This is a genomic window from Candidatus Cardinium hertigii (assembly GCF_050864855.1).
Lineage (GTDB): Bacteria > Bacteroidota > Bacteroidia > Cytophagales > Amoebophilaceae > Cardinium > Cardinium hertigii_C.
On sequence record NZ_JBOZWW010000047.1, the window covers coordinates 30392 to 42741 of the forward strand.

General features: G+C 37.7%; 12 protein-coding genes. 9 read left to right on the plus strand and 3 right to left on the minus strand.

Annotated elements, in window-relative coordinates; all coding sequences use genetic code 11:
- Nucleotides 1–65: 65 nt before the first annotated feature.
- From ACRRVB_RS01860 to mnmA, 6 genes are all read left to right on the plus strand, one after another.
- The gene (locus ACRRVB_RS01860; RefSeq protein ID WP_432466288.1) at nucleotides 66–1328 is read left to right on the plus strand and encodes a M16 family metallopeptidase; all 1263 of its coding nucleotides are present in this window, start codon (nucleotides 66–68) and stop codon (nucleotides 1326–1328) included.
- Nucleotides 1329–1481: 153 nt separating this feature from the next.
- Nucleotides 1482–1931 carry a 50S ribosomal protein L13 gene (gene rplM, locus ACRRVB_RS01865; RefSeq protein ID WP_432466289.1) on the plus strand — a complete coding sequence of 150 codons (450 nt, stop codon included), beginning with the start codon at nucleotides 1482–1484 and terminating at the stop codon, nucleotides 1929–1931.
- A gap of 10 nt (nucleotides 1932–1941) precedes the next feature.
- Entirely contained in the window at nucleotides 1942–2331 is a 390-nt protein-coding gene (gene rpsI / locus ACRRVB_RS01870; protein WP_432466290.1) for a 30S ribosomal protein S9, read from the plus strand.
- 33 nt (nucleotides 2332–2364) lie between these two features.
- On the plus strand, nucleotides 2365–3348 hold the full coding sequence (rpsB, locus tag ACRRVB_RS01875; protein WP_432466291.1) for a 30S ribosomal protein S2: 984 nt from the start codon (nucleotides 2365–2367) through the stop codon (nucleotides 3346–3348).
- 38 nt (nucleotides 3349–3386) lie between these two features.
- Nucleotides 3387–4220: a translation elongation factor Ts gene (tsf, locus tag ACRRVB_RS01880; protein ID WP_432466292.1), complete on the plus strand. Its 834-nt coding sequence runs from the start codon at nucleotides 3387–3389 to the stop codon at nucleotides 4218–4220.
- Nucleotides 4221–4419: 199 nt separating this feature from the next.
- Nucleotides 4420–5559: a tRNA 2-thiouridine(34) synthase MnmA gene (gene mnmA, locus ACRRVB_RS01885; RefSeq protein ID WP_432466293.1), complete on the plus strand. Its 1140-nt coding sequence runs from the start codon at nucleotides 4420–4422 to the stop codon at nucleotides 5557–5559.
- A 3-nt stretch (nucleotides 5560–5562) separates the two neighbouring features.
- On the opposite strand, the gene ACRRVB_RS01890 is transcribed toward mnmA, so the two are convergent.
- Nucleotides 5563–7491: a RecQ family ATP-dependent DNA helicase gene (locus ACRRVB_RS01890; RefSeq protein ID WP_432466294.1), complete on the minus strand. Its 1929-nt coding sequence runs from the start codon at nucleotides 7489–7491 to the stop codon at nucleotides 5563–5565.
- A 162-nt stretch (nucleotides 7492–7653) separates the two neighbouring features.
- A complete protein-coding gene (locus tag ACRRVB_RS01895) occupies nucleotides 7654–8604 on the minus strand; it encodes a hypothetical protein (RefSeq protein ID WP_432466295.1) in 951 nt (316 codons plus the stop codon).
- Between the two features lie 249 nt (nucleotides 8605–8853).
- On the opposite strand from ACRRVB_RS01895, the gene ACRRVB_RS01900 reads away from it, so the two are divergent.
- The 3 genes from ACRRVB_RS01900 to dut are packed head-to-tail and all read left to right on the plus strand — an operon-like array spanning nucleotide 8854 to nucleotide 11655.
- Nucleotides 8854–9702 carry a DUF3108 domain-containing protein gene (locus ACRRVB_RS01900; protein ID WP_432466296.1) on the plus strand — a complete coding sequence of 283 codons (849 nt, stop codon included), beginning with the start codon at nucleotides 8854–8856 and terminating at the stop codon, nucleotides 9700–9702.
- Between the two features lie 27 nt (nucleotides 9703–9729).
- Nucleotides 9730–11160 carry an Asp-tRNA(Asn)/Glu-tRNA(Gln) amidotransferase subunit GatA gene (gene gatA / locus ACRRVB_RS01905; protein ID WP_432466297.1) on the plus strand — a complete coding sequence of 477 codons (1431 nt, stop codon included), beginning with the start codon at nucleotides 9730–9732 and terminating at the stop codon, nucleotides 11158–11160.
- Between the two features lie 60 nt (nucleotides 11161–11220).
- The gene (gene dut, locus ACRRVB_RS01910; RefSeq protein WP_432466298.1) at nucleotides 11221–11655 is read left to right on the plus strand and encodes a dUTP diphosphatase; all 435 of its coding nucleotides are present in this window, start codon (nucleotides 11221–11223) and stop codon (nucleotides 11653–11655) included.
- Here the strand turns inward: dut and ACRRVB_RS01915 are convergent.
- A partial coding sequence (locus tag ACRRVB_RS01915) for a tRNA dihydrouridine synthase (protein ID WP_432466299.1) occupies nucleotides 11652–12350 on the minus strand: 699 nt, incomplete at its 5' end. The genes dut and ACRRVB_RS01915 overlap by 4 nt on opposite strands.

The window sequence follows — 12350 nt, forward strand, 5'->3', positions numbered from 1 at the left end:
AGAAAAGAACTACCCTTTATGGACATTGCCCATTCTGAATGTAATAAATTTTAAGTCTATTTTTTATGCTCGATAGAACCATTCCACCACCGTTTAAAGAAATTGATCCTATCTGTTTTCCATGGCCAGAAAGCCATTTACTTCAAAATAAAGTTCCCCTCTATGTCTTAAACATGGGCACTCAACCCATTGTAGAGTTAGAGCTGATTTTTAAATCTGGTAGTTGCTATGCATTAAAACCCGGTGCTGCCTATTTTACAACTGCCATGTTGTTAGAGGGAACCACAACGAAAAGCAGCCAAGAGATTGCCCATATCATTGACTATTATGGTGCAACCATTGGTACGCGTGTACAGAAAGATTTTTGTATCCTCTCGCTTTCCACACTTCTTAAGCATCTTAATCCCCTGCTAGACTTATTGGTAGAGATGCTATTAACCCCTAGTTTCCCTGAAAAATCACTTCAACGGTTAAAGCATCTTAAAGTACAAGCCATTCAAATAGCGGATAAAAAGAACCATCAAGTAGCCTATAAGCGATTTTGTACGGCGCTCTTCACAGCAGCACATCCCTATGGTAGACAGCTAACCTTACAAGATGTAGATCAAATTCAACGGACAGATTTACACCACCATTATAAAGAGCTCTTTTTTTCGGATTGTACTGCTTTTGTCAGTGGACAAGTTACGCCATCAGCCTTAGCATCTATTAAACAGTCCCTATCCTATTTACCCTATCAAAAAAGTTTAGAAGTAGCCTCCGTCCCATCTCATCATCTTCCTGAAAAAGTCCATGTAGTAGATGGACAACATCTTCAGTCTGCTATTGTAATTGGTAAAAAGTTATTGGTTAAAAAGGAAGCAGATTTTTTACCAATGATGGTGGTTAATACCCTTTTAGGTGGGTATTTTGGGGCTCGGTTGGTACAAAATATTCGGGAAGACAAAGGCTATACGTATTCCATTCACTCCAGTATGGTTGCGTTGTTACACGCTGGCTATTTGGCCATTACCACAGAAGTAGCCGAAGCGGTCACAGAAGAAACCATTCAGGAAATTTATAAAGAGATTGCAATATTGCAGGATGAACAAGTTTCCGAAGCAGCTTTGCAAAATGTTAAAAATTACTTATTAGGCCATTTTTTGACCATGATTAACGATCCTTTTTCGATCATGGAAAAATTTCAAGGAGCCTATCTCTATGGCTTAGATCAAGATTATTATACTACATTTTACCATCATGTACGCAATATAACCCCGTTAGAAGTTAGAAACTTAGCACAAAAATACTTATCTTTGGATTCCTTTATAGAGGTGGTTGTGCGGTAATGCACTCCCCTTTTTAATAAAAGCGTTATCATGTGTTGGTTCAATCGCCTTCTATTTGTGTTTTACACAATAAAAAAGTATATTTGAACCTATTAGTTATTTTTCTTACCGTCCTCAAATTTTTTTGTTGGTTCAACTTTTTCTTTAAAAAGCGTGGATTATATTAGTTATAAGACAAAATATGCAAACAAGCAGGGTGTCAATAAACAATGGGTTGTTGTTGATGCCTCCTCTCAGCCGTTAGGTAGATTGGCTAGTCAGGTTGCTTACCTTATTCGTGGTAAACATAAGCCTAGCTTTACCCCCCATGTAGATGGGGGCGATCATGTAATTGTTTTAAATGCCGAAAAAGTAGCCTTATCAGGTAATAAGTGGATAAAAAAAAGCTATACCACTTATTCAGGCTATCCCGGTGGATTAAAGCATGCTACGCCTCAAGAAGTTCAAGCTTCCAATCCCAAGCGTATAATAGAACATGCGGTAAAAGGAATGTTGCCTAAAAATAGATTAGGAAGAAAGTTGCTGCATAATTTACATGTTTGTGTATCATCTATTCATCCCTATGCGGCTCAGCAACCAACTGCGATTACTCTAAAATATTAATCATTAACGGATGGAAACAGTCAATGCAGTAGGTCGAAGAAAGACCGCCGTAGCCAGGGTGTATCTTGTTAAAGGGACAGGTGCTATTACCATTAATCATAAGTCGCTTAAAGATTATTTCCCAGTAGAAGAAATTAGCTTAATGGTTCATCAACCTTTCGAAAAGTTAGATATAATAGGCCAGTATAATTTAAAAATTAATGTTACCGGTGGGGGGATGCGTGGCCAAGCTGAAGCCATTCGCTTGGGTATTGCTAGGGCGCTTTGCAAATTAGACTTAGAAAGCAATAGGCCTATACTAAAGAAAGAAGGTTTTCTAACTAGGGATGCTAGGGTCGTAGAGCGTAAGAAATATGGTCATAAAAAGTCTAGAAAGAGATTCCAGTTTACCAAACGTTAACCCTACAGTTATTATTTGTTATTACCCATAATGATGGAATTAGAATTTAAAGCACTACTTGATGCCGGTGTTCATTTTGGTCATTTGACTAGAAAATGGCACCCTAAGATGGCCCCCTTTATTTTTATGAAACAAAATGGCATACATATTATCGACCTAAATAAGACGATAGACTGTATGCAGAAAGCTTCTTTGCAACTAAATGCAATGGCGCAAGCTGGGAAAAAAATTCTCTTTGTCGCTACTAAAAAGCAAATTAAATCTTTTGTAGAGCAAACTGCAAAAGATTTAGGTATGCCCTATGTTACAGAACGATGGCTTGGTGGCACGCTGACTAATTTTCTAAATACGAGAAGGTTATTGAGGCGTATGCTTACCATAGAGAAAAATATGCATACATTGGCCTACAAAAGCTTGGCCAAAAAAGAAAGATTGGTTATTGCGCGAGAGCAAGAAAAGCTTAGTAGAATATTGCAGGGCTTGGTCAATGTTACTAGGTTGCCCTCTGCATTGTTTGTAATTGATATCAAGGAAGAACATATTGCTGTTAGGGAAGCTAGAAAATTAGGTATTCCAGTTTTTGCGCTTGTAGATACCAATACAAATCCAGATATAGTTGATTTCCCTATTCCTGGTAATGATGATGCATGCCGTTCTGTCGATATAGTCGTGCGTTATCTTGCTGGTGCAATTAAAGAAGGCGTAGAATCCTATAAAAAAGAAAAAGCAGAAACCATCTCTCAACAAGAAGAAGCAATTGGTCATTCAGCTAATAAAGTAGTTTCTGAAAGAGGTATAAAAGTAGTACAAGGTGTGGTAATCAAGAAAAAAGGTTCTCCCCGGTCTAAGTTTTCTACTCCTGCAGCTAAAGGGAAAGTAATACAGGCTACTGCTTCCCTTAAAGACCAGTCAGTGAACAAAAAAGAAGCAAGACCTACTGCCCCCCTTAAAGATCAGTCAGTTGACAAAAGAGAAGTAAAATCTACTGAATCCCTTAAAGATCAACCCGACAAGTAAAAATAACTATTACCTCATTTGAATATTTTATAACATATATGGTCGTTACCGCACAGGATGTAGCTGCACTAAGGCAAAAAACAGGTGCAGGAATGATGGATTGTAAAAAAGCCCTGATAGAAGCAAAAGGTGATTTTGCACAAGCAATTGATTTTCTTAGAAAAAAAGGTCAAAAAATATTTGCAGATCGTGCTACACATCATACAAGTGAAGGGGCTGTTTTTGCTGCTGCAAGTTTGGATCATAAAATGTCGTTTTTATTGGTACTGAACTGTGAAACAGATTTTGTAGCTAAAAATGAATTGTTTTTGCAGTTGGGTAAATCTATTTTAGAAGCTGCAATAGCACACAAGCCTATCTCTATGAAAGCCTTACAAGCTTTACCATTGGGCAACCAAACGGTCCAAGAAGCTGTTGTGGCATCTACTGGTACTATTGGTGAGAAAATTACTATTTCTAGTTATGAAACCTTGACAGCTGAAACAACCGTTCCCTATATCCATACTGGAAATCGTTTAGCAGTTTTGGTGGGATTAAAAGGTGCACAAGGTGAACAAGTGCGCACTGCAGGTAGAGATGTAGCCATGCAAATAGCTGCCATGGCACCCGTAGCGCTTGATAAAAATCAAGTTGACCCGGCTATACTAGCAAAGGAATCAGCTATTATCCATGAACAAGTTATAAATGAAGGGCATAAAGATCATAAAGCAGAAAAAATAACACAAGGCAGGTTACATAAGTTTTTTCAAGAAAATACACTGTTGCAGCAGCCATTTGTGAAAAATGCTAAATTGACCGTTGCGGAATACCTTCAAACCGTTGCACCATCTTTAACCGTTACGGCATTCAAGCGCATTGCCGTTGGTCCATAATATCCTCTTTTATATCTAAAACGAGCTTTTTTTTCCTATGCTTGTATGTGCGGTTTTATACTTTTCTATTTTTATAAGCCATATATACATGGCTATGGGTCATGCTCTATTGCTTCTTTTGAATCCACTAAATAGTGTAGCGTGTGGATGCTCCAAATTATATAATTTTTTTAATGAATGTAAAGTTTACCTAGATTAAATGAGTAAAAAAGGGCGTGTATTAGTGGCTATGAGTGGTGGCATAGACAGTTCTGTAGCGGCTGTAATGTTGCATGAGCAAGGATACGAGGTAGTAGGCATTACCATGAAAACATGGAATTATGCAACTAGTGGTGGTAAAAAAAAAGAGACCGGCTGTTGTAGTTTAGACGCCATAAATGATGCCAGGAATGTAGCGGTTGAATTGGGATTCCCTCATATTGTTTTAGATATAAGAGAGGCATTTGGTAGCTATGTAATTGACCATTTTAAAGCTGAATATTTGGCTGGTAGAACCCCCAATCCATGCGTATTGTGCAATACCCATATTAAATGGGACGCCCTTTTGCAGCGTGCCAATAAGTTAAATTGTGATTACTTGGCAACCGGTCATTATGCAAAAGTGCGCGCATCGGGAGGTCGTTATATTATTTCTAAGGGATTAGATGCTAAGAAAGACCAATCATATGCCCTATGGGGTGTTTCGCAAGAAAGTCTAAGTAGGACTTTACTTCCATTGGGTGGATATACAAAATCTTTTATTCGCGCATTTGCTGCTGAACGTGGTTTTACCGACTTGGTTCATAAGTCTGAATCATACGAAATATGCTTTATTCCCGATAATGATTATCGTGGATTCTTAAAACGACAGCTTCCTGGATTAGAAGAACGCGTTAAAGGTGGTACATTTATATTGGAAGATGGTACCGTGGTCGGTCACCATGAAGGATATCCTTTTTATACCATTGGTCAGCGGAAAGGATTAAACATTGCTTTAGGCTATCCAGTATATGTAACAGCTATACACAAGGAGACGAATCAAATAGTGTTGGGTACCTTTGATCAGTTGCTTCGAGATGGTATGTATGTACACCAACTCAATTTATCTAAATATATAGATGTGAAAGGTAAGAAGTTGGATACCTTTACTAAAGTTCGGTACAATGATCCTGGCACCCCTGCTGTGATTGAGCAGGTAGGTGATCAGATGCATGTATTTTTTGGTACCGGTGTACATGCCGTTACACCAGGCCAAGCTGCTGTTTTTTATGAAGAAGAAGATGTAATAGGAGGGGGATGGATTTTATCTGCTTTTCAAAAAAATAGGCCAATTCGATCATATACGCAACAGATAGAATGAAGCTTATCCATGTAGCGGCTTTGAAGGTTCATTGATTTGTAGTTGGCCAGGCTTTTGATAATATATTTCTTTTGCATCTAGCATTGCTCTTATAATATATAAAAGTTCTTTTTCTTTATTATAATCAACTGTTTCTATTATCTTTTTAAGGTCCTGTTTACCATTTCTAATGGCATCTATAACGTAATGGCGGCCTTCTAGCATCACTGTATGGTTTATAGCTTCGGTGCTCTTTTTTTTACAAATATCGCATTGGTTGCAAGTTGTTTCGGCTTCATCAAAATAATCTAATAATGTAGCCAAGCGGCACCATCGATCGTTGGTAACATATTGTATAACAGCTTCTATTTGTTGATAAGCTATTTTGTTTTTTTGCTCAATTTTATGAATAGGCAATGGTAATTCAGCAGCAAGGTAACGTGGTGTTAAGAAAGTAATTTGTGGACTGGCTGTTTGTGGAAGATATTCTAGAACTTTAAGTCGATGCAAGGCATGTAATTGATCTGCTACTTTGTATTCCGTAACCTGGATAAGCTGCGCTATTTTTTTTTCAATAATTTTACAATATGGTGTAAAAAGTGTACCACCGTAGAGCCTTAAAAGCGCTTTGATGCATAAGTCATAAACTGGATGACGCAGTTGAAACGCATACAATGTTTCCCTAGATAGCAAAAAACAGATCCTAGAAGGTTGGTAATAGGCTTCATTAAGTTGTATAAAACCCTCTGACTCTAATGCTTTGATGCCATAGTAGGCTTCTTTTGCGTATAGACCAGTTGTTTGTTTAAAATCTTCTAAATCAAAATCGTAGGTAACGAAAGCATGAGAGCCTACTGCGATTTTATAGTAATTAACCAGATGTTGGTAAACTTTTCTAACCTGATCAATAGTAGGGTAACTTTCCTTCCACTTTTGTTTTAAATGTGCAATATCTTGTTCATCATACCAAAGAATAGCGTAGGCTGTAGCGTTATTTCGACCTGCTCTTCCTGCTTCTTGGCAATAAGCTTCTAAGGAAGCAGGTAGATCTAAATGCATTACTAAGGAAACGTCTGCTTTATCAATTCCCATACCAAAAGCAGCTGTAGCCACTATGGTTCGTACTTTATTTTCGCTCCATAAAGCTTGTTTTGTAGCTCGATCAGCCGTCGTTAAACCAGCATGGTAAAATGCGCTCGTAATACCATTTTTTTGCAAAAAAGTAGCAATGGTTTCTGTTTTTTTACGTGTATTTACATAAATAATAGCTGGTCCAGTATTTTTTTGTAAGGCCTTGAGCAGTTGTATTTCTTTTTGATCTGTTTTGCGTACCCAGTAGACCAGATTGGGCCTATGAAAAGCTTGAGCAAAAAGAAGTGGATCGTTTAGTTGCAAACAATCTTGAATATCCTGTTTAACCCTTTTAGTGGCAGTAGCTGTAAAGGCTACTGTATTGACCTTTGGAATCGTTTCCTTAAAGTGGGCAATTTCTAAATAAGAGGGTCTAAAATCATATCCCCATTGTGAAATACAGTGGGCCTCATCTACTACTAAAGTGGTAATAGCCATAGTAGCCGCACGCAGTTTAAAGAGGTCAGTCTGCAAGCGTTCTGGGGATACATACAGTAATTTAACCGTACCATATACACAATTATCTAGCCTGCGTTCTATTTCTAAACTAGACATGCCTGAAAAAATAGCTTCTGCATGAATACCTTTTTGCGCAAGTTGTGTTACTTGGTCTTTCATAAGCGCAATAAGTGGCGTAACCACTAAGGTTAAGCCTTTTTTGCACAAGGCTGGTAATTGAAAACAAAGCGATTTTCCACTTCCAGTAGGTAAAAAAACCAATAGGTCTTTGCCATCTAAAATACCTTTAATGACTGCTTCTTGGAAGGGTCTAAACGAAGCATAGCCCCAATGTTTTTTTAATAAATCATAAATTTTATCCATGGATGGATGGGAGCTTTATACTGTTTTGAAAGCAGGTGACTAAAGAATAAAGCAGATGGCAATGGGAAATATTTGTATAGATTGAAATGTCACCTGCTGACATACCATGCAACCCTTACAATGCGCAAAAAATATACCAATAACACACTATAGATAAATCTGTTAATATAGGTTATGTATATTGGTGTAAAAATTATCTATAATTTTAAGATAGGTGCTTAGTAATTTGATGTCATCTGTGTTTTTTAATTCTAGTTGGTATAAAATATCATTTAATTTTTTAATACCATCAGGTAATGTTTCTAGTAAATCTTTATAGCTTAAACTATAGGGATCATTTGCCAATTGATCAAGCAGCTCTAAGCTTTTTGCAATAGCTTTTTTGTTTTTTTGATAGGTATATGACTTAACCTCATTTAGTAGCTTATTGGTCTTTTTGTCTTGCTTAATCGATTCCCATAGTTCTTGACCCGTTTTATGCCCGTCTTTTTTCCATTTTAGCAGATAACATTTAAGCTTTTTTAGCTTATTATGCAGCATGTAATTCTTTTCTGGCTTATTGCGTATAAAATATAGACACTCTTGGTATGCTAGTATGGTCTTAGTAAGCTTAATGGTTTCTGGGTTATCATATTTTTCTGCTATACAAGTTTTAAATGCTTGCATTAGCGTAGTATTAGCTTGTAGCTTTTTCATTGCATTGCTTAACGCTTTTTCATTTTCTTTTGTAGGCGCTTTGAACAGTTTTCCAAGACAATCATAGTAGCTTTCCAGAAGGGTAGTATTCATTTTGTGGTCTTGTTGTAGCTTTTTTATTATTTTTTCTTCTATCTCTTCCTTAAAAAATGTGTTCCAAAGCGCATCTGGTTTTTCTTCTGCATCAGTTGTGCACCATTTCTCCGTTCTATCTTCTAAATCTTTTCTAAAATCACTAATCTCATCAGGTGATGCTGGCATAGAAATTGTTTTTTCGAATGATTCTATTTTACTTAGCTTAAAGTGGTTCTGCGTATAGTACCCTTCTTCTTCTTGACTCATGTATTGATTGTTACAGGTAGATCCATAGAAAAGAAGCAGTGCAAGCGTATGACTAGGATATTTTCTTAAATTCATTTTTTTAAAATACATTATAGCTGTTTGAAAGGATTGACTATATTAACCTATAGTATAGCGCCCATTGAGGACTTGGCCAAGATAGTTTTTTATCTCTTTTTTTCCTACTGCTAGCTTTTTATTTTTATGAATAGCTTGATTCCCTGTTAACCTGTTTGCTATTTTGTTTGGTCAACTGCTTTTTTTGTTGTAAAATTATACATTTAACCAACAAGTTATTTTTCTAATTAGCCTAATATTTTGATGGATATGGTGGTAATACGATATGTAAAGAAGTTTTTTTTCTGTTGCCTAGCCAGTACTTTTTTAATTGGTTTACATGCTAAAGCTGCTGGTACAGTGGCCCCCCCTTTTCTCCTAGGCGAACGATTAGAGTATCAAGTTTCTTACAGTTTTATCCCTGCGGGTACCGCTACTATGTATGTAGATGAGCAGTTGCATAACCTAAATGGACACCTTTGCTATAAGATTCAAGTAAAGGGTGTCTCTAATCCTGCATTGGCTGTTTTAGGTTATAAGTTGTTGGATACATGGGAAAGTTATTTAGAGGCTGATCTCTCCAATCTATTGCGGCCACATAGATGTGTCACCCATCTGCAAGAAAATGGCTATGTAAGACAAGAGCAAATTGATTTTGATTACGCATCCAATCAAGCTAGGGTAGAAGTGGCTGAAAGTAGCCACAATATGGAATCTGAAGTTACCTATCATCCCCTCTCTAGTGTTCAAAACATCAAAGACTTAATCAGTGGCTATTATGCGTTGCGTTCTATCGATTCCACAAAACTAAAACCAGGTGATAAGCTTATGGTCAGTGTTTTGTATGATCAACAAATCTATAAAGATGTTGAGGTTCTATTTCTTGGAAGAAAAAAGATTGAAACTAAGTTGGGCAAAACATCCGCATTGGTGTTTGCACCCTTGGTGCCTGTTGAGGATAGTATATTTTCTGGAGAGCGCCCAGTAGAAGCATATATTTCAGACGATGTCAACAAAGTTCCTCTAAAATTAAAAGTTAATCTAGCAGTAGGTTCGGTAGAAATAGCACTCACGGACTGCAAAGGTCTTAAAGAACAGATTCATTTTCAAAAACCTTAATTTTTATTTTTATAATTTTGTCTTTCTATGCCCCATTTTGCCTATTCTTTTAGCCTACTTCAGTTGCTATTTGCATCAAAAAAAGTTACTACTATCGAAGTAGTTGATCAGCTCTTGCAGCATATTGAAACACAAAAAAACTTAAATGCCTTTGTAAATGTTTATGATCAGGAGATCAGAGAAAATGCTGTTTTAGTTAATCAAAAAATAGAACAAAATAAAGGAGGTCCTTTGGCAGGGATGGTGGTAGGATTAAAAGATATGATTGCTTACAAAGATCATCCATTGCAGGCTGGTAGTAAAATTTTGACCAATTATATTGCGCCATTTCATGCAACCGTTACAGAGCGGCTTTTGGCAGCTGACGCATTGATTATCGGCCATCAAAATTGTGATGAATTTGGTATGGGCTCTTCTTCAGAAAATGGTTATTTTGGTACCGTACTAAATCCTTTAGATCAAACAAGAGTTGCCGGTGGTTCTTCAGGTGGCTCTGCAGCAGCGGTAAAGGCAAAAATGTGCCATGTTTCGATTGGAACGGATACAGGTGGGTCGGTTAGACAACCTGCTGCATTTTGTGGCCTTGTAGGTCTGAAACCTTCTTATGGTAGAATTTCTAGACATGGTCTAGTTGCCTATGCTTCTTCCTTTGATACAGCTGGTATTTTAGCCCATACAGTAGAAGATTGTGCAAGTGTGCTGGAGGTAATAGCTGGACCTGACGCATTTGATAGTACGGCATCGGCTAAAGAAGTGCCCTGTTATACTAATGGATTGCATCATTCAGCCCGTTATAAAGTAGCCTGTTTAGAAGAAACACTTAGCCATGGAGGGTTACAACCAGAAATTAAAGATCATACATTACATGGGCTAGAACTGTTGAAAAAAGCGGGACACCAAATAGACAATGTCCATTTTGAATTGCTCAAATATGCCCTGCCAACCTATTATATATTGGTCAATGCAGAAGCAAGTACGAACCTTGCTCGTTTTGATGGTATTCGTTACGGCTACCGAAGTAGTGATGCTACAACATTGGAAGAGGTCTATATTAAAACTAGAACAAAGGGTTTTGCTAAGGAGGTAAAAAAGCGCATTATGCTCGGATCATTTGTGCTCAGTGCATCGCAATGTGAAACACACTACATTAAAGCACTAAAAGTACGTAACATGATTAAAAAAGCCATGCAAGACATCTTGAGCCAGTATGATTTTATCATACTGCCTACTACTACCACTACTGCTTTTAAGGTAAATAGCTTTGTCAGTGATCCTTTATCCATGTATTGGAGCGATCTCTATACGGTATTGGCATCAGTAGCTGGCCTACCAGCTATTTCTTTACCAAATGGAGTAGATCAAAAAGATTTGCCCATTGGTATCCAAGTGATTGGTAATTATTTTGAAGAAGCCAAGCTACTTACCTTTGCAAGCCACTTTGAATCTATTGTAAAATAGGTATAAAACCTATTCTGTACAGTTGCTGTAAAAAGTAAAATTTTAAATAAATGGTATTGTATGCAAGTTCAAATTGTTAACCACTCACACCATCCATTGCCTGCTTATGCTACATTAGGGGCTAGCGGAATGGATTTGCGTGCTTTTATTGATCTTCCCATTACATTGGCTCCTGGACAAAGGAAGCTGATTTCTACCGGTATTTCTATTGCTTTACCACAAGGCTATGAAGCGCAAATAAGGCCACGTAGCGGCTTGGCATTGCACCATGGTATTACAGTCTTAAATAGTCCCGGAACAATTGATGAAGACTATAGAGGCGAAATAAAAATATTGCTTATGAATTGCGCTGATCAACCCTTTGTTGTACAAGATGGGGATAGAATTGCTCAGTTAGTGGTGGCCAAATATGAATCGATTCGTTGGACCGTGGTACCGATGCTAAACCAAACCGATAGGGGATCCGGGGGCCATGGCAGCACCGGTAGAAACTAGTCTCCATCAGATCCTTTTTGCATGATTTCATCTAATAGGTCAGTTATAGTCCTATAATCATTAGCAGTTACTAAGCTAGACCGATACGCTTTTATCCCAGTCATACCCCGGAAATAATTGGCATAGTGGCGCCTCATTTCTAATATGCCTGTTCGCTCTCCCTTCCACGCTATAGCATGGGTCAAATGTTTTTTTACAGTTTCAATCCGTTCTACTAGGGTGGGAGGAGGGAGGAGGTTACCTGTTGCATGATAATGTTTGATTTCTCTAAAAATCCAAGGATAGCCAATGCTGGCACGCCCAATCATAATACCATCTACCCCATATTTATCTTTATAAGCAACCGCTTTAGTAGGACTGTCAATATCCCCGTTTCCAAAAATAGGAATATGAATGGTCGGATCTGCTTTTACGGCTCCAATATAGCTCCAGTCTGCTAAGCCTTTATACATTTGTTGTCGGGTCCTGCCATGAATGGTTACAGCCTGTACGCCAACATCTTGAAGACGTTGCACTACTTCTAAAATTTTAATCGATTGATGGTCCCATCCTAATCGCGTTTTGACCGTAACAGGAATGGAGACTTGTTTAACGATTTCTGCAGCCATCGCCTGCATTTTAGGAAGATCTAAGAGAATACCAGCACCTGCTCCTTTACACGCTACTTGCTTAACAGGACAACCATAGTTGATGTC

Coding starts and splice junctions, on each gene's coding strand:
- dut (WP_432466298.1), top strand. CDS start 11,221: ATGCAAGTTCAAATTGTTAACCACTCACACCATCCATTGCCTGCTTAT.
- rpsB (WP_432466291.1), top strand. CDS start 2,365: ATGGAATTAGAATTTAAAGCACTACTTGATGCCGGTGTTCATTTTGGT.
- mnmA (WP_432466293.1), top strand. CDS start 4,420: ATGAGTAAAAAAGGGCGTGTATTAGTGGCTATGAGTGGTGGCATAGAC.
- ACRRVB_RS01890 (WP_432466294.1), bottom strand. CDS start 7,491: ATGGATAAAATTTATGATTTATTAAAAAAACATTGGGGCTATGCTTCG.
- gatA (WP_432466297.1), top strand. CDS start 9,730: ATGCCCCATTTTGCCTATTCTTTTAGCCTACTTCAGTTGCTATTTGCA.
- rpsI (WP_432466290.1), top strand. CDS start 1,942: ATGGAAACAGTCAATGCAGTAGGTCGAAGAAAGACCGCCGTAGCCAGG.
- ACRRVB_RS01900 (WP_432466296.1), top strand. CDS start 8,854: ATGGTGGTAATACGATATGTAAAGAAGTTTTTTTTCTGTTGCCTAGCC.
- ACRRVB_RS01860 (WP_432466288.1), top strand. CDS start 66: ATGCTCGATAGAACCATTCCACCACCGTTTAAAGAAATTGATCCTATC.
- tsf (WP_432466292.1), top strand. CDS start 3,387: ATGGTCGTTACCGCACAGGATGTAGCTGCACTAAGGCAAAAAACAGGT.
- ACRRVB_RS01895 (WP_432466295.1), bottom strand. CDS start 8,604: ATGAATTTAAGAAAATATCCTAGTCATACGCTTGCACTGCTTCTTTTC.